At 71.0% G+C, this 16,259-nt stretch carries 17 protein-coding genes; 10 read left to right on the forward strand and 7 right to left on the reverse strand.

From position 1 onward, the window contains the following. The first annotated feature begins 4 nt into the window (after positions 1-4). Positions 5-595, forward strand: coding sequence for a TetR/AcrR family transcriptional regulator (locus ACIBI9_RS16820; protein ID WP_397222981.1), 591 nt, complete (start codon positions 5-7; stop codon positions 593-595). A 10-nt stretch (positions 596-605) separates the two neighbouring features. On the opposite strand, the gene ACIBI9_RS16825 is transcribed toward ACIBI9_RS16820, so the two are convergent. Continuing rightward, entirely contained in the window at positions 606-1,298 is a 693-nt protein-coding gene (locus ACIBI9_RS16825; protein ID WP_397222982.1) for a TetR/AcrR family transcriptional regulator, read from the reverse strand. Between the two features lie 113 nt (positions 1,299-1,411). Between ACIBI9_RS16825 and ACIBI9_RS16830 the strand changes: the two genes are divergently transcribed. Genes ACIBI9_RS16830 through ACIBI9_RS16840 form a run of 3 tightly spaced genes read left to right on the forward strand, consistent with a single transcriptional unit; the run spans position 1,412 to position 3,563 of the window. Next, positions 1,412-1,765 carry a YrdB family protein gene (locus ACIBI9_RS16830; RefSeq protein WP_397222983.1) on the forward strand — a complete coding sequence of 118 codons (354 nt, stop codon included), beginning with the start codon at positions 1,412-1,414 and terminating at the stop codon, positions 1,763-1,765. A 2-nt stretch (positions 1,766-1,767) separates the two neighbouring features. Next, positions 1,768-2,679, forward strand: a complete 912-nt coding sequence (locus ACIBI9_RS16835) for an NAD-dependent epimerase/dehydratase family protein (protein ID WP_397222984.1) — start codon at positions 1,768-1,770, stop codon at positions 2,677-2,679. After that, positions 2,676-3,563, forward strand: coding sequence for a Gfo/Idh/MocA family protein (locus ACIBI9_RS16840; protein WP_397222985.1), 888 nt, complete (start codon positions 2,676-2,678; stop codon positions 3,561-3,563). Before ACIBI9_RS16835 ends, ACIBI9_RS16840 begins: the two co-directional genes overlap by 4 nt. On the opposite strand, the gene ACIBI9_RS16845 is transcribed toward ACIBI9_RS16840, so the two are convergent. From ACIBI9_RS16845 to ACIBI9_RS16860, 4 genes are read right to left on the reverse strand one after another with little or no spacing between them, the layout of a single operon-like run. Next, positions 3,547-4,368, reverse strand: coding sequence for a trypsin-like serine peptidase (locus tag ACIBI9_RS16845; protein ID WP_397222986.1), 822 nt, complete (start codon positions 4,366-4,368; stop codon positions 3,547-3,549). The genes ACIBI9_RS16840 and ACIBI9_RS16845 overlap by 17 nt on opposite strands. A 57-nt stretch (positions 4,369-4,425) precedes the next feature. After that, positions 4,426-5,430, reverse strand: coding sequence for an acetamidase/formamidase family protein (locus tag ACIBI9_RS16850; RefSeq protein ID WP_397222987.1), 1,005 nt, complete (start codon positions 5,428-5,430; stop codon positions 4,426-4,428). Continuing rightward, positions 5,427-6,794: an APC family permease gene (locus ACIBI9_RS16855; RefSeq protein WP_397222988.1), complete on the reverse strand. Its 1,368-nt coding sequence runs from the start codon at positions 6,792-6,794 to the stop codon at positions 5,427-5,429. Before ACIBI9_RS16855 ends, ACIBI9_RS16850 begins: the two co-directional genes overlap by 4 nt. A 52-nt stretch (positions 6,795-6,846) precedes the next feature. Beyond that, positions 6,847-7,926 carry a substrate-binding domain-containing protein gene (locus ACIBI9_RS16860; protein WP_397222989.1) on the reverse strand — a complete coding sequence of 360 codons (1,080 nt, stop codon included), beginning with the start codon at positions 7,924-7,926 and terminating at the stop codon, positions 6,847-6,849. A gap of 49 nt (positions 7,927-7,975) precedes the next feature. Between ACIBI9_RS16860 and ACIBI9_RS16865 the strand changes: the two genes are divergently transcribed. Then, positions 7,976-8,422, forward strand: a complete 447-nt coding sequence (locus ACIBI9_RS16865; protein ID WP_397222990.1) for a MarR family winged helix-turn-helix transcriptional regulator — start codon at positions 7,976-7,978, stop codon at positions 8,420-8,422. 214 nt (positions 8,423-8,636) lie between these two features. On the opposite strand, the gene ACIBI9_RS16870 is transcribed toward ACIBI9_RS16865, so the two are convergent. Continuing rightward, positions 8,637-9,263, reverse strand: coding sequence for a TetR/AcrR family transcriptional regulator (locus ACIBI9_RS16870; protein WP_397222991.1), 627 nt, complete (start codon positions 9,261-9,263; stop codon positions 8,637-8,639). A 73-nt stretch (positions 9,264-9,336) separates the two neighbouring features. Here ACIBI9_RS16870 and ACIBI9_RS16875 point away from each other — a divergent pair, with 73 nt between their 5' ends. Beyond that, the gene (locus ACIBI9_RS16875) at positions 9,337-10,332 is read left to right on the forward strand and encodes an MBL fold metallo-hydrolase (RefSeq protein WP_397222992.1); all 996 of its coding nucleotides are present in this window, start codon (positions 9,337-9,339) and stop codon (positions 10,330-10,332) included. A 169-nt stretch (positions 10,333-10,501) separates the two neighbouring features. Here the strand turns inward: ACIBI9_RS16875 and ACIBI9_RS16880 are convergent, their stop codons facing one another. Then, a complete protein-coding gene (locus ACIBI9_RS16880; RefSeq protein ID WP_397222993.1) occupies positions 10,502-11,779 on the reverse strand; it encodes a Glu/Leu/Phe/Val dehydrogenase in 1,278 nt (425 codons plus the stop codon). Positions 11,780-11,985: 206 nt separating this feature from the next. On the opposite strand from ACIBI9_RS16880, the gene ACIBI9_RS16885 reads away from it, so the two are divergent. From ACIBI9_RS16885 to ACIBI9_RS16900, 4 genes are all read left to right on the forward strand, one after another. Beyond that, entirely contained in the window at positions 11,986-13,533 is a 1,548-nt protein-coding gene (locus ACIBI9_RS16885; RefSeq protein WP_397222994.1) for an alkaline phosphatase D family protein, read from the forward strand. A 5-nt stretch (positions 13,534-13,538) separates the two neighbouring features. After that, positions 13,539-14,252: a class I SAM-dependent methyltransferase gene (locus ACIBI9_RS16890; RefSeq protein ID WP_397222995.1), complete on the forward strand. Its 714-nt coding sequence runs from the start codon at positions 13,539-13,541 to the stop codon at positions 14,250-14,252. 91 nt (positions 14,253-14,343) lie between these two features. Then, positions 14,344-14,922, forward strand: coding sequence for an RNA polymerase sigma factor (locus tag ACIBI9_RS16895; RefSeq protein WP_364748017.1), 579 nt, complete (start codon positions 14,344-14,346; stop codon positions 14,920-14,922). Continuing rightward, entirely contained in the window at positions 14,915-16,195 is a 1,281-nt protein-coding gene (locus ACIBI9_RS16900) for a CU044_5270 family protein (protein ID WP_397222996.1), read from the forward strand. The genes ACIBI9_RS16895 and ACIBI9_RS16900 overlap by 8 nt, the downstream gene beginning before the upstream one ends. The last annotated feature ends 64 nt before the right edge of the window (positions 16,196-16,259 follow it).

Here is a 16,259-nt window from a genome sequence, read left to right on the forward strand (position 1 = left end):
TGCCATGGTGACCGACCACCGCAAGCTGCCGCGACGCCGGGGCGAGGCGCTGAACGCGGCGATCTTCCAGGCGACGCTCGACGAGCTGGCCGAGGCCGGCTACGCCGGGCTGACCATGGAGCGCGTCGCCGAGCGGGCAAGGGCCAGCAAGGCGTCGCTCTACCGGCGCTGGCCCACCCGCATCGAGCTGGTGATGGACGCGGTCCGCAACTCGCTGCCCATCCCCGGGGCCGCGCCCGACACCGGCAACCTGCGCGACGACCTGGTGGCCATGCTCAGGATCACGGCAAAGGCGCTGTCGGGCCCGGCGGGCGAGGCCATGCGCGGGCTGCTCGGCGAGGCGCTGAGCAGCGGGTCCCCGCTGCGCGCCCTGCGCAAGGACTCCCAGAGCACCGCCAGGAGCCTGATGGAGGAGGTCGTCGGCCGGGCCGTCGAGCGCGGCGAGGTCGCCCCCGGGGCCGTCACCCCCCGCCGCCTCGACGCCGGTCACGCGCTGCTGCGCCACCACTTCCTGTTCGAGGGCTCGCCCGTCCCCGACGAGCTCGTCGTCGCGATCGTGGACGAGGTGCTGGTGCCGCTGTTCAAGCCGAGCTGAGCGCCACCGCTCACTGAGCAAGCCCGATCGCCGAACCCGCCAGCCGCATCGAGTGCTCGAACGCCGCGCGCCTGTTCTCGATCGTGTTGTTGAACTGGCCGAACACCTCGAAGTTGACCCAGCCGTACAGCGCGGTCCACGCGGAAAGGCCGCGCCAGATCACGTCGTCGGGCACGCCGGGCATGAGCCCCCGGATCCCCTCCGCCTCCGACGCCAGCTCGCGCGGGGCCTCGCCGGGAGGGGCCTGGATCGCGCCCGCGGCCCAGGCGTCGGAGATGATCCGGCCGAGCACGGTGACGTCGCGGATCCGGGCCGCGACCGTGTCCTGCGGCGCCTGGTAGCCGGGCACGGGGGAGCCGTAGAGCAGCGCGTACTCGTGGGGGTGCGCCACCGCCCAGTCGCGTACGGCGTGGCAGACCGTCATCCACCGGCGCGGGTAGTCGCCCTGCGGGCACTCGGCGTCGGCGCGCTCCACGGTCTCGCCGAGCGCGTTGTAGCCGTCGATGATCAACGCGGTCAGCAGGTCGTCGCGGCTCGGGAAGTAGCGGTAGATGGCCGAGGAGACCATGCCCATCTCCCGGGCGACGGCCCGCAGTGACAGGCCGCCGGCGCCCTCGGTGGCGAGCTGGCGGCGCGCGATGTCGGTGATCTCCCTGGTGAGCTCGGCCCTGACGCGTTCTCTGGCGGTACGGCTGGCTGTCATGGGAGCAGGCTATCAGAGCGGTGCCAAAAAAAGAGAGCAGTGCTCTTGACGATTAGTGCTCTCTTGAGAGAGCATTGCTCTCGTAAGCGAATGGCAGTTCACGGAGGACCGAAATGCTCGGCACAGTCAAAGGCGCCAACGCCATCCTGATGTTCTTCCTGGAGCTCGGCGTGCTGGCCTCCGTGGGCTACTGGGGCTTCACTTTGAGCGCCGCCTGGTGGATCAAGGTGCTGGCCGGGGTGGGCGCCCCGGCGCTGTTCATCGCCGCCTGGGCGCTGTTCGGGGCGGGTGGGGGCGCCAACGCCACGTTCCCCCTCACCGGCCTGGCCCGCGCCGCGCTGGAGATCCTCTGGTTCGGCGGCGGCGCCGTCGCTCTCTACGCCTCCGGCCTGGTGACCCCCGCTGTCGTCTTCTTCGCTGTGTTCGTCGTCAACGCGGTACTCCGCATCATCTGGAAGCAGGTCTGATCATGGGTAAGCACGTCGTCGTGGGCTCCGGCCAGGTCGGCACGCATGTGGCGAACAAGCTTCTCGCGCAGGGACACGAGGTCGTCGTCGTGACCCGCTCGGGCGGCGGTCCCGAAGGGGCCGTCAAGGTGGCCGCCGACATCTCCGACAAGACCAGGCTGATCGAGGCCGCCAAGGGGGCCGACGTCCTCTACAACTGCGTCAACCCCAAGTACCACCAATGGCTCACCGACTGGCCGCCGATGGCCGAGTCGTTCCTGGCCGCCGCCGAGGCGAGCGGCGCCGTGTACGTGATGCTCGGCAACCTCTACCCGTACGGGCCCGTCAACGGCCCCATGACCGAGGACCTGCCCCTCGCCTCCGCCAACCCCAAGTTCCGGGTGCGGGCGAAGATGTGGCGGGACGCGCTGGCCGCGCACGAGGCGGGCCGGATCAGGGCGACCGAGGTGCGCGGCTCCGACTTCTTCGGCCCGGGCGCAAGCGACCAGTCCTACCTGGGCGACCGGTTCCTCGTGCCGCTCAGGCAGGGCAAGGCCATCCAACTGGTCTATCCGCCCGACGTGCCGCACAGCTGGACCTACCTGCCCGACGTGGCCGACGCGCTGATCGTGGCCGGCGGCGACGAGCGGGCCTGGGGCCGGCCGTGGCACGTGCCCACCGGCGACCCGCTGAGCTTCCGCCAGATGGGGGAGCGGATGGCCGCGCTGCTCGGGCGGCCCGCGCCCAAGTTCGCGCGGCTCCCGTGGCCGCTGGTCAGGGTGGCCGGCCTGTTCTCTCCCATGATCGGAGAGCTCGGCCACGTCAGATACCAGTTCACGGACCCGTTCGTGCTCGACTCCTCGGCCTTCCAGACCACGTTCGGTGTCGCGCCTACGCCGATCGAAGTGGCGCTCAAGGCTACGCTCGACGCGTGAAGATAGCCTTGATCGGCCTGGGTGACATCGCGGAGAAGGCGTACCTTCCCGTGCTCGCCGCCCAGCCCGCCCTCGACCTGCACCTCTGCACGCGCAACCAGGCCCGCCTGGACCGGCTCGGCGACACCTACCGGATCGCCGGGCGGTCCACGAGCGTGGACGAGGTGATCAAGGCGGGGGCCGACGCGGCGTTCGTGCACGCGGCCACCGAGGCGCACCCGCAGATCGTGGAGCCCCTGCTCATGGCAGGGATCCACGTCTACGTCGACAAGCCGATCGCCTACACGCTCCAGGAGTCGGAGCGGCTCGTACGGCTCGCGGAGACCGAGGGGAGGTCGCTGATGGTCGGCTTCAACCGCCGGTACGCGCCCGGATACGCCGGGCTCGCCGCCCATCCCCGTCATCTCATCCTCATGGAGAAGAACCGCGACAACCAGCCCGACGAGCCGCGCCGGGTGATCTTCGACGACTTCATCCACGTGGTGGACACCCTCAGGTTCCTCGCCCCCGGCCCGGTGACCGGCACCAGGAGCAGGACCCGCGTGAAGGACGGCCTCCTCGAGCACGTCGTCCTGGAGCTGACGGGCGACGGCTTCACCGCCATCGGCGTCATGAACCGGGCGAGCGGGGCGAGCGAGGAGACCTGCGAGGCCATGGGCGACGGCGCCAAGCGCCGCGTGGCCAACCTCGGCGACGTCATCGACTACCGGGGCGGCGAGACGCTCGCCCGCCGCCCCGACTGGGTGCCGGTGGCCAGGCAGCGCGGCATCGAGCAGATCTGCCTCGACTTCCTCGCCGCCGTGCGCGAGGGCCGCCGGATCGCCGCCGACGACGCCCTGGTCACCCACGCGGTCTGCGAGGAGATCGTCAGCCGGGCAGCTTGAGCATCTCCTTGTCGGCCTTGGCCAGCATCCGCCCGAACACGGGCCCGCCCAGCCTGGTCAGCACGGTGTAGCCCTGGGTGTCGGTCATCGGGCTGGACGAGGACACGATGCCGGCCAGCGCGTCGCCGTACAGGGCGGGACCGCCGCTCCCGCCGGCGGCGGCGTGGCAGTTACGCGTGATCATCAGCCCGGGCCCCTCGGAGCCGCCCTCGTTAGCGTCGCCCACGCACCGGTACATCTTCGTGCCCGGATAGCCCTTGCCCGCCGGATAGCCGAGCAGTTCGAGCCCGCGCAGCTTCGTGCCCCTGGTGGTGGGCATCGGCCGCACGCCCTTGCCGGTGACGGCCTCCAGCGGGCGCTCGCGGCGCGCCACGCCGACCAGGCCGACGTCGTACGGCAGCAGACTCGCCGAGTACGGCTCGGTGCGCCACTTGGCGGGAACCCACACGCGCACGGCCGGCCAGACCCCCAGCTTCGGCTGCCCCAGGTCGTAGCCGGGCAGGAAGGTCACCTGCTGGAGCGAGCGGCCGTGCTGGTGAAGGCAGTGCGCGGCGGTGACCACCAGGCTGCGGCTGCGCGAGCCGATCACCGTGCCCCCGCACAGCACGTTCGTCCGCGTCACGGGGTCGCGGCCGAGCAGCACCCCGGTGAGGCGCCGCGCCCCCGTGTAGGGGCGCGGGACCGGCGCGTAGCCCAGGCGATCGCCGTCGGGGGTCAGGACGCGGGGCACGGGGACGTTACGTTGCGACACCTCGGCGACGGCGGTTGGGTCGAGCAGGACCAGAGACAGCACCAACCTGAGCACAGTCCCACCTTAAGGTGACGATGATCAGTGCTCTGACCTGCAACATCAATCTTTACCTCAACTTGTGTACTGAGAGCCCAGCGCGCGCAGCCGGGCGTGCGCCGACTCGTAGGCGGCCGGCCGGCCCAGATACGCCTTGGGCAGCTTCGCGACCATCGTGTAGTTGGTGTCGCACACGTTGCCGACCGGCGCCTGGCCGGCCTGGCTGACGAGCTGGTAGGCGTCCAGCGTGTCCAGCCCGGTCAGCTCCGACGTCCAGGTGACCAGGTCGTGCTGGCTGATCCGGTACGCGTCCTCCAGCGGCCTGGCCGAGCCCGTGGACATCAGGTGCAGATCGTCCTCCAGCCGCGGCCACGGCGTCGCCACCCCCTTGATCAGCTCGACCGCGACCACGGTGTTCATGGCCGACTCCACGGCGGTGCCGCAGACCTCACCGTGCCCCTGCAACCCGTGGCCGTCGCCGATCGAGAACATTCCGCCCTCGACGTTGACGCCCAGGTAGACGGTGACGCCCGCGCGCAGCTCCGGGGTGTCCATGTTGCCGCCGTGCGCGTCCGGGGTGATCGTCATGCGTGCCTCGTTCGCGGCGGGGGCCACGCCGACCGTGCCGTGCATCGGGTCGAGCGGCAGCGCCACGCTGAAGTCGCTGTTGCGGGCGTGGTAGACGGCCACGCCCGCGTCGAGGTCGATGTCGTACCGCCAGACCCGCTCCTCCAGCGGCGGCTGCAGCGTGGCCGTGGTGTGGGTGCTGGTCAGCGCGCCGAAGTGGGGGAACGTCGTCGACACCGCCCAGTCCCTGGCCGGTGTGATCTTCACGAAGTGCAGGGCCAGCGTGTCGCCGGGCTCGGCGCCCTCGACGTGGAAGGGGCCCGTCACCGGGTTCAGATAGGGGAACTCGCACACCTGCGACGGCAGGTCGTCCACCGTCCGCACGCGGCCGCCGAAGCAGTCCTCGGTGTACAGCTCCAGGATCGTGCCCGGCCGTACCTTGCCGACGGCCGAGCGTCCCCCGAAGGTGTAGCTCAGGTCCTCCGGGGAGGGACGGTAGGAGACGACATTCATTTGACCTCCGAGGGGAGTACGGGCCGGCGGCCGCGGGCGTACGAGATGCCGAGGACGAGGAGGCCGACGGCCAGCCAGATGCCGCCGGCCCACTGGGCGTAGACGCTCTGGTTGAAGACGACGGCCACCAGGACGACGATGCCGACCACGGGCACGACCAGGTGCGCGAGCCAGTTGCGGCTGCGCCGCCTGACGACGTAGTGGACGACGACGGAGACGTGCAGCAGCAGGAACGCGGCCATGGCGCCGAAGTTGACCAGCGAGCTCAGCTCGCCGATGCCGGTCGGCCGGGTGCTCATGTAGACGCCGATGATCAACGAGAGCGCGGCCACCACCAGGGTCGCGTTGACCGGCACCTTGTGCTTGGGATCCACCTTCGCGAGGAAGGAGGGGAGCTGGCGGTCGCGGCCCATCGCGAACAGCAGGCGCGAGGTGGCCGCCTGCGCGACCAGCGAGTTGGCGAACCCCCACGCGACGGCGGTGGCCACGGCGGTCAGCACCGACAACCAGTGCCCGCCGGCGAACTCCGCGGTGGTGTAGAACGCGCTGCCCGCCGGGTCGTCGTTCGCGATCAGAGCGTCGCGGCCGGGGGTGAGCAGCGCGGCGACCCAGGTCTGCGCCACGAACAGCACCGCGGCCAGTGCCAGCGCCGCCACCATGGAGCGGCCGAGCCGGCGGGCGTCCTCACGGTTCTCCTCCGCCAGCGTGGAGATGCCGTCGAAGCCGAGGAACGACAGCACGGCCACCGACGCGGCGGCCAGGACCACGCTCCAGCTGAATCCGGCGGAGTCGAAGAACGGAGTCAACGCGCCGGTCTGCGCCTTGCCCTGCGCCAGCGCGACACCGCCCACCACCAGGAAGATCGCGAGCACCGCGAGCTCGGCCACCAGCATGATCCGGGTGATCCTGGCGGTCATCTGGATGCCGAGATAGTTCACGACCGTGTTGAGTGCGACGAACGCCACCAGCCACAGCCAGACGGGCACCGCGGGCACGAACGAGTTCATGGCCACGCCGGCCACGAGGTAGAGCAGCGAGGGCACGAGCACGTAGTCGAGCAGGATCGCCCACCCGGCGATGAACCCGACGGGGGCGGCGATTCCCCGGCCCGCGTACGTGTAGACCGAGCCGGCCATGGGGAAGGCGCGGGCCATCTGCGCGTACGACAGTGCCGTGAACGCCATCGCCACCAGGCCGATGACGTACGCGAGCGCCACCATCCCGTGGGAGACGGCGAAGACGTGGCCGAAGATGCCGAACGGGGCGATCGGCACCATGAAGATCAAGCCGTAGATCATCAGGTCGGCGAAGCCCAGGGAACGTTGGAGTTCCTGGCGGTAGCCGAACTGCTCGACTGTGCTCATGTACGGCTCCTAGCTGCGTGGGGGGCGATTCGCACCCTAGAGCCAAAGCTTTCTACTGAAAAGGTTTCTCTAGAAAGAATCCCAGGCCGTCCGCCCTGCCCAGGTGCACGGGATGGCGTACCTGGCGGTCGAGCAGCGTGAGCGTGCCACGGGCGCTGGTGATCTCGGTGCCGTCGGCGACCGCGTCGAGCTCGGGCACGGCCAGCGACCCCGCCCGCGCCGCCAGCGCGGCCAGCATCGCCACGGCCTCGTAGCAGCCGTGGCCGTGGGCGTTCAGCATGGGGGCGTCCTCGCCGAACCTGGCCGCGTACCGCTCGGCGAAGTCGAGGCCGGCGTCGGTGGACAGGTCGCGGAAGTAGCCCATGGACGCGTACAGCTCGCCGGTGACGTCCCCGCCGACGCCCAGCAGGCCGTGCTCCTCCAGCGCCCCGCACAGCCGGGCCGCGCCGAGCCCGGCGGCCGCGTACGCCCGGTTGAACGCCATGAGGTCGCTGCCGATCAGCGTCAGCAGGATGGCGTCGGGCCTGGTGGCCGCCACCCGGTCGAGCCGGCTGACGGCGTCGCCGTACGCGACGAAGCTCTCGCCCACCACGCTCGCACCCCGGGCGCGCAGCCGCCTGCGGGCGCTGGCGTGCACCAGGCGCGGCCAGACGTAGTCGTTGCCCAGCAGGTACCAGCGGCGCGCTTTCCGCGTGCCGGCCAGCCACTCGATGCCCGGCGCGAGCTGCCTGCCCGGGGTCTCGCCGAGGAAGTAGACGCCCGGCGCGTGGCCGCCGCCCTCGTACGGCGGCGCGTACACGAACGGCACCCGCCCGGCGATCGCGGCCACGACCTCCACCCGCACGTCGCTCGCGTGCGCGCCCGCGACGGCCTGCACCGTCTCCGAGCCCACCAGCCCGGCCACCTCGGCCGCCACCTGGCGCGCGGGCCTGCCGCCGTCGATGAGCACCAGCTCGACCGGCCTGCCCAGCACGCCGCCCCCGGAGTTGACCTCCTCGGCGGCCAGCACCGCGCAGTTGATCGCGCACGGGCCCATCAGGCCGAGCACCCCCGACACGGGCACGACGAGGCCGATCCTGATCGACTCCGACGGTATGAGCCGCGCTTCCAACGGATCGACGGTCGCCGCCACGCCGACGAGTATCCTCCGTTCTAGCTCTCCGATGAAAGGACCTTTCTCCATGACCACCTCTGGGCTCGGGTCCTCACTCGCGTACCTCCTCAGCCGTGCGGAGCGCAGCGTCAACCGCGGGCTGGCCGCGGTGCTGGCCGGCGAGGACGTCACGGTCGAGCAGTGGCGCATCATGCGGGCGCTGGCCGACGGCCGGGGCGACTCGATGGGCGAGCTGGCGGAGGCGGTGCTGATGCCGCACCCGACGCTGACCAAGGCCATCGACCGGCTGATCGACCGGGCGCTCGTCTACCGCGGGCCGTCCAAGGGCGACCGGCGGCGGGTGGCGGTCTTCGTCTCGGACCGGGGGGCCGAGCTGCTGGCGCGGGTGGATGGGGCGGTGGCCGAGCATCACGGGCTGATCGCGGGGGCGTTCGGGCGGGAGCGCACGGAGCAGCTCATGCGGGACCTGGAGAGCCTGATGGAAGCCCTCGACTACGCCGAACTCCGCGTCTGACCCGCCCGCCCGCCGGCTTATGCCCGCTTCCTGCGCTCCTTCCCAAGGGGACCTCAGCCGCGGTCGGCGGGATCGTCTCGCCGTCGCCGAGCGCATCGCCGACGCGGGCTGGGGTCCCTTGGGGGAGAAGGGCGAGGGTTGGGCGGCGGGCCGGTCCGTCGTCGAGCGCAACGCCGACGTGGGCTGGTCCTTCGAGGGGGCGGGTGTGGTGGGGTCAGGGGGTGAGGGTTTTCGCGAAGAGGGTGGCGTGGGCCTTGATGCGGTCGCGGGCGCGCTCGCGTTGGGCCTCCGTGGCGTCCCCGTGCAGCCACAGCAGGCGGGCGTGGGCGATCGGGGCCAGGAGGGCGTAGGCGAGGTCGTCGGGAGTGCCCAGGTCCGTACGGATGCGCTCCTCCGACTGCCACCGCGCGAACACCTCGGCGAGATGGCCCAGTACGTTCTCGATGCCCGCGGAGAGGGCGTCGTCGTGGATCAGGCCGTCGCGTGAGACCAGGCTCATGACCTGCCTGGACTGCGGGGTGTCCCACGCGGCCAGCACCCGGGCCGCGAACGACTCGACGAAGGCCGCCGGATCGTCCGGGGCCTCGTCGAGCGCCACGTCGGCCGCCTGCGGGCCGGCCAGGGACATGGCCGCGTCGTAGATCGCCTGCTTGCTGGCGAAGTGCGCGTAAAGGACGCTCTCGCTCAACCCCACCTCTCTGGCGATGGCCCTGATCGAGGTGCCCGCGTACCCCTTCTGCGCGAACAGGCGCAGTGCGGCGTCCAGGAGTGCGGCCTTGGTGTCGCCTGCCTCGGCCTTGGAAGGACGGCCCGGACGGCGGCCGCTGGTGATGCTGCTCACAGGGACATCCAATCACCTTGAAAAATAATCGCTCGTTCGATTAATTTTGAGGGACAGAGAGATGGGAGCGGAAATGTCCACTTCGCGGATTCCCGAGCGTGAGATCGCCGAGCGGCCGGCCGGTTACGGCGGGCCGAACCTGTCGCCGGTGGGTCTGGAACTGGTGCCGCACGCGTTCGCCGAGGGCGTGTACGCGTTGATGGCGAGCCTCCCGCCGAAGGACAACAACGGGGTGGTGGCCGGGCGGAACGCGGCGCTGGTCGTCGACGCCGGGATCACGCCCGAAATTTCAGCAAAAATCCAGGCGATCGCCGCCGACCTGACCGACCGGCCCCTCCGCTACCTGGTCAACACCACGTACCACGGCGATCACAGCTTCGGCAACGCCGCGTTCCCCGACGAGGTCGTCGTCATCTCGTCCCGGGCGAACCGCGACAACATGGCCGACCTCGCGTACGAGAAGCAGACCAGGTCGGCGAACATGTACGGCGACGACGCCCTGCTCGACGCGGTCACCACGTGGCGCCGGCCCGACCTCGTGTTCGACGCGTACGCGGAGATCGACCTCGGCGGGCGCGTCGTCCAGCTGCACCACTTCGGCTCCGGCAACGGGCCGGGCGACACCGTCGTGTACGTCCCGGACACCCGTACCGCCTGGACCGGCAACTTCCTCTGTCATGCGGGTACGGCCCACATGCTGCTCCAGGGCGGACCTGAGCCGTACCTGGGGTCGTTGCGCGGGATGCGGGAGGCGCTGCCCGAGCTGGAGACCATCGTCCCGGGTCACGGTCCGATGGGGGACGGGCCGGCGGCGGTGGACGCCCTCATCGGGTATCTGGAGCGGCTGCACGATGAGGTGCTGGCCAGCGTGGAGGCGGGACGCAGCCTGGAGGAGACGTACGCGGCCTGCACCGACCCGTGGGCGGAGGCGCTCGATCCCGGTCTGGCGGCTGCTCTGGCCCGTTATCCGGTGCCGCGGGAACTGGCCGAGCAGGGGATGCTCGCCCTCTGCCGGGACCTCCACCGGCTGAACATCCTGGCCACCTACCGCCTCTACCAGCACCAGTAGGCGGGTGTCACGGCTCCACGCCACCGCCGACGTGGGCTCGCGTCCTTCGGGGAGAAGGGCGGGGTTTCTCGGGGTGGGGCGAGGGTGGGCTGGTGAGGTGCTGCGGGGGAGGGGTGGGCGCGCGGTGGTGGCGCGCCCACCGTGGTTCAGTCGGTGGGACTGAGGTGTGTTACGGGTAGAGGCCGCGGAGCTGGTGGGCCTCGACGACGCGGCCCACGCCGATGACGTGTGCCGCCTGCCGGAGTGTCAGGCCGCGTTCGGCCGCCACCGACTTCACCTCGGCGAAGGCCTCCAGCATGAGCTCGCGCAGCTTGAGCTCGACCTCTTCGGCGCTCCACGAGTAGGCCTGCAGGTTCTGCACCCACTCGAGGTAGGACACGATCACCCCGCCCGCGTTGGCGAGGATGTCGGGCACCACCGTGGTGCCGTTCGCCGTCAGGATCTCGTCGGCCTCGGGCGTGGTGGGGCCGTTCGCGCCCTCCACGATCAGCCGGGCGCGGATCCGGGGCGCGTTGGCCTCGGTGATCGCGCCTTCGAGGGCCGCCGGGACGAGGATGTCCACGTCCAGCTCCAGCAGCTCGTCATGGGTCAGCGCGTCGGCCTCGCGGAAGCCGTGCACGCCCCCGGCCTCGGCCGCGTACGCGACCAGGGCGGGGACGTCGAGGCCGCCGCGTGCGTACACGGCACCCGTGGCGTCGGAGACGGCCACCACCTTGCAACCCGCGTCGGCCAGGAACTGCGCGGCCGGCGCGCCCACCTTGCCGAAGCCCTGCACGGCCACGGTGCTGCCGACGGGCGAGCGGCCGAGCGCCGCCAGCGCCGCGATCTGCACGCCGCGCGAGGTGGCGGACATGCGTCCGTGCGAGCCGCCCAGCGTCTTCGGCTTGCCGGTGACGACGCCGGGCACCGGGAAGCCGGTGTGGACGCTGTAGGTGTCCATGATCCAGGCCATGGTCTGCGCGTCGGTGCCGACGTCCGGAGCCGGGATGTCCTGCTCAGGGCCGATCAGCGGCATGACCTCGTTGACGTAGCGGCGGGTCATGCGCTCCCGCTCGCGCTCGGTGAGTGTGGACGGATCCACGGCCACGCCGCCCTTGGCGCCGCCGTACGGGATGCCGACCAGTGCGCACTTCCACGTCATCCACATCGCGAGCGCGGTGACCTCGTGGATGTCGGTGTCCGGATGAAAACGGAGGCCGCCCTTGGCGGGGCCCCGCGAGACGTTGTGCTGGACGCGGAAGCCCTGCACCACGTCCAAGCGGCCGTTCTCGCGCCGGACCGGGACCGAGACGGTCAGCGACCGCCGGGGCGTGGCCAGCATCGTACGGAGCCCGTCGTCGAGTCCGAGCTGCTCGGCGGCCTGGTCGAGTTGGTGGAGTGCGGAGTCGAGGGCCTGACGGCCCGGGGTGATCAGGGCCGGCGTCTTTGACGGCACCATGATGCTCATGGAAGAGAATCCTCCTGCTATGACGCCCTTTTTAAGGGGGAAGCGCCTTTGCCTCCCGCTTTGGGCGTGCTTGTCTCGATCATCCTAGGGCGGAGGGTTTGAGCTTGCCTAGCAGTCGATGAAATCCCGAGGTGCTGTGGACCGTGTCACTCTGGCAGGCTTGCGTCCGGTCAGTGTGCCGAATCGTGAATATCTCGGGGAGTGAGATGCCCGCACTCGTGATGGGGCCGATGCTGCGATACGTGGACTCCGTCAGCGCCTCGATCTGGATGGAGACCGCCGAGCCCTGCACGGTCACCATCGAGGCGGACGGCAGGTCTTACCGGTCGCCTACCTTCACCGTGCACGGTCACCACTACGCGATCGTGGATCTCGTTGAACTCTCCCAGGATATCGGGTCGTATTCGGTGAGGCTCGACGGGGAGCAGGTATGGCCTCTGGCGGGTCGCCCGCCGAGCCGGATCCGGCTGCTGCCCGCCGATGGGGTGCGCAAGCTGGCGTTCGGCTCGTGCCGCACCAGCGTCCCGCATGATGCCGCGTACGTCCTCACCCACGGCGACGACGTCCTGCGCGCCTACGGCGAGCACCTGCCCGCGGCAGACGACGAGGAGTGGCCCGACCTGCTGGTGCTCCTCGGCGACCAGGTCTACGCCGACAACCCCTCGCCCGCGATGCTCGAACACCTCCGCTCCCGCAGGAGCACAGAGCCGCAGGGGGAGATCGCCGACTTCGAGGAGTACGCCGAGCTCTACCGCCTGGCCTGGACCGACGAGGAGATCCGCTGGCTGCTGTCCACCGTACCGACCGCGATGATCTTCGACGACCACGATCTGCGCGACGACTGGAACACCTCGCAGCCCTGGCGTGAGCAGATGGCCGCCGTGCCGTGGTGGCAGCGCCGCGTCGTCGCGGGGCTGGGGGCGTACTGGATCTATCAGCACCTCGGCAACCTCTCGCCGGCCGAGCGCGCGGAGGACCCGCTGCTGCGCAAGCTGATGGACGGCGACGGCGGCGCGGCCCTGGACGAGTTCGCGGAGAAGTCCGACGCCGAGCCGAGCAGCAACCGCTGGAGCTACGCCCGCGACCTCGGCAACGCCCGCCTGATCATGGTGGACACCAGGTGCGCCAGGCAGCTCACGCCCGGCGACCGCCGCATGCTCGACCCGGGGGAGTGGGCCTGGCTGGAGGAGCAGGTCACCGCCCCGGCCGAGCGGCTGATCATCGGCTCGTCGATCCCGTTCCTCCTCCCCGAGGGCGTCCACGGCGTGCAGAACTGGAACGAGGCCCTGTGCGACGGCAAGTGGGGCGCTCTCGCGCGGCGGTGGTCGGAGAAGTTCCGGCAGGCCATCGACCTGGAGCACTGGGCGGCGTTCCGGCGTTCGTTCGAGGACCTGGCCGGGCTGCTGGTGAAGGTCGGCAAGCCCGTGCTGATCCTCTCGGGCGACGTCCACTACTCCTACCTGGCCAAGGCCGATGCCGGGCAGATCTTCCAGATCGTCTGCTCGCCGATCCGCAACCCGCTCAGCCGCCTGCTCCGCTGGGCCAACGTGTTCACCCAGTTCTCGATCGCCACGCTGGTCGGCGGCGTGCTGGCGCGGCTGGCGGGCATCCCGCGGCCGCCGTTCAGGTGGCGGGTCACGAAGGGGCCCTGGTTCCAGAACGCGGTGGCCACGTTAACCCTGCCGGACGAGGTCACCTGGTTCGAGTCCGTCGGCGATGCGGTCAGGCCGATCGACTCCGTACGCCTACGCTGAAGCGCATGCACAAGGATGATTACGCCGCCGCCGTGCCGTTCTACGACCTCTGGCACGAGGACGGGCACGTCCCGATGGTGCGGGAGCTTCTTCCCCTGCTGCTGAAGGAAGTGCGGCGGAGCGTGCTCGAGATCGGCGCGGGCACCGGCCTGATCACCGAGCTGATCGCCAGGGAGACGCCGGCCGAGATCTACGCCCTGGAGCCGTCGCTGGGCATGCGCTCGGTCCTGGTCTCCCGCCTGGCGTCCGACCCCTCGACGCTGCGGCGGGTGACCGTGCTGCCGTACGGGGCGCTCGACGTGGAGGTGGACGAACCGGTCGAGGCGGTCGTGATGATCTCCGTCCTGCAGAGCTTCGACGCGGAGGAGCGGGCCACGCTGTGGCAGGTGCTGGCCAGGCAGCTGGAGCCGGGCGGGCGGCTGGTGTTCAACTGGCGCGAGCGGACCGCGCCGGTGCCGGGTGATCTCGAGGTCATGGGGTCGTACCAGGTCGGCAGGCACGCGTACGAGGTGGCCGGGCAGGTGCTGGAGGCCGAGGGGGAGAGCGTCACCACGCGCTTCGTCTACCGGATCAGGCAGCACGGCGTGGCCATCAGCGAGGACGAGGTGGTCCTGACGAACCACTGGCCCACCCGGGAACGGCTGGTCTCGGAGCTGGAGACCGCGGGCTTCACCCCGGAGCCGGCTCCGGAGGGGATGGAGGTGTGGCGCCTCCCGTAGCCACAAGAAAAGCGGAACCGCCCTCCGGCGTGCGGCCAACAACAGGGTGACCGCATGAGAGAGGACCGGCAGAGTGGTGGGTGTTCAGGATGTGCCTGAGACGCTGGATGACTCGACGCTGATCGGGCATTCGCTGGCCGACCCGGAGAGCTTCGCGGCGCTGTTCGACCGGCACGCCGACGAGATCCACAGGTACGCGGCCCGGCGTCTCGGGAGCGAGCTGGCCGACGACGTGACGGGGGAGGTGTTCCTCGTCGCGTTCCGCCGGCGGGCGCGTTACGACCGCTCGTGGCCCGATGCCAGGCCATGGTTATACGGCATCGCGACCAAGGTCGTCGCCCAGCACCGCAGGGCCGAACGGCGGCGCACCGCCGCCATGGCCAAGGTGAGCGTGGAGCGCCCCGGCACGTTCGACGACCGCAGCGCGGACCGGGTGACCGCCGAGCAGCTCCAGCCCAGGCTGGCCAGGGCGCTCACCCGGCTCAGCGCGGGCGAGCGCGATCTGCTGCTGCTCGTGGCATGGGCGGACCTGACGTACGAGGACGCGGCGCTCGCGCTCGGCGTGCCGGTCGGCACCGTCAGGTCCAGGCTCCACAGGCTCCGCGTCAAGGTGCGCAGGGCTCTCGGCGGCACCGATCCCTTCGCAGCAGAGGAGCCCCAGCATGGATGAGGAAGAGATCCGCATGTTCGCCGACGGCCGGCCCGCCGTGCCGCCGTACGGGGCCGAGGCGAGGGCCACTGCGCGGGAACGGCTGCTGGCGGAGGCGCGTGACGGGGGCCGTTTTCGCCTGCCCAGGTTCGGCTGGCAGGCCGCGGCCGCGTTCGGGGTCACGATCGCCCTGGTCGGCGGGGTGGCCGTGGCCATGACGAACCAGGGTCACAGGGGCACCGGCCCCGCCACGGCGGTGACCCAGTCGGCCGCCGTGTCGTCGTCCGACGAGCTGGCTCCCCGTCCCGGCCAGTTCATCCTGATCGAGTCCGACACCATGTACGGGGCGATGTCGGCCGAACAGAGCGGTGAGACCTCACGCCACCTCTACCGGACCCACAGGAAGATCTGGCAGTCGGTGGACGGGAGCGCGAACGGCCTGCTGCTGATCGAGGGCCGCGAGCCCCAGCCCTGGCCGGGCGAGCAGCTGCCGGCGGACGCCAAGGACTGGCAGGGCTCCGACTGGCACGTGCTGCCGTCCTGTCCTTCCCAGCTGGGCGAGCACCGCACCGACTACGCCTACCTGAGCACGCTGCCGACGGACGTCGCCGGGATGCGGGCGCGCCTCTACCAGATGCCCGCCGCGGCGGGCGAAGCCAAGGGCGACGAGAGCGACCGGGCCGCCTTCGACCACCTGACGGACCTGGTCAGGGAGACGTACCTGCCGAAGGCGCAGCGCGACGCGCTCTTCGAAGCGGCCAAGTCGATCGCCGGCGTTCAGGTGACCGAGGGGGTGGAGGACTCGGCGGGCCGCAAGGGGGTGGCGCTCGGGCGGGTCGACCCCCAGGGGATACTCAGGCAGGCCATCTTCGACCCGGTCACGCACATGTTCATGGGGGAGCGGCACACGGTCGTGGACGACCGGCTCGCCCGGGCCCCCAAGGGGAGCGTGCTGGCGCTGACCGCCCAGTTCAACGCGTCGGTGGTGGACGTGCTGCCGCAGGCGACGCCTTCTGCCAAGGGGGAGGCTGCCTGCGCCCCGGCCAGCGCCGAGCCCGCCACGAGCCCGGAGAGCTCGGCCGCGCCGGAGCCGAGCGACGACGTCGTCTCGGAGCCGGTGCCGACCTTGACGGTCACGCTGGAGGCGACGGAGGACCCGTCCGCGCCGGCGCCGACGATCACCGTGAAGCCGTCGGACGCGCCGCCGCGGCCGGAGCGGACGGTCACCGTGAAGCCGTCGGACGAGGCGTCGCCGGCACAGCCGACCGCGAAGGCGTCCCCGGCCGGCAAATGACCGCTCAGACGGGCAACCGGGCGCCGTGACGGCGCCCGGCCCCGTGAACCGGAGAAGCGTCTCC

This window comes from Nonomuraea sp. NPDC050451, from assembly GCF_044458585.1.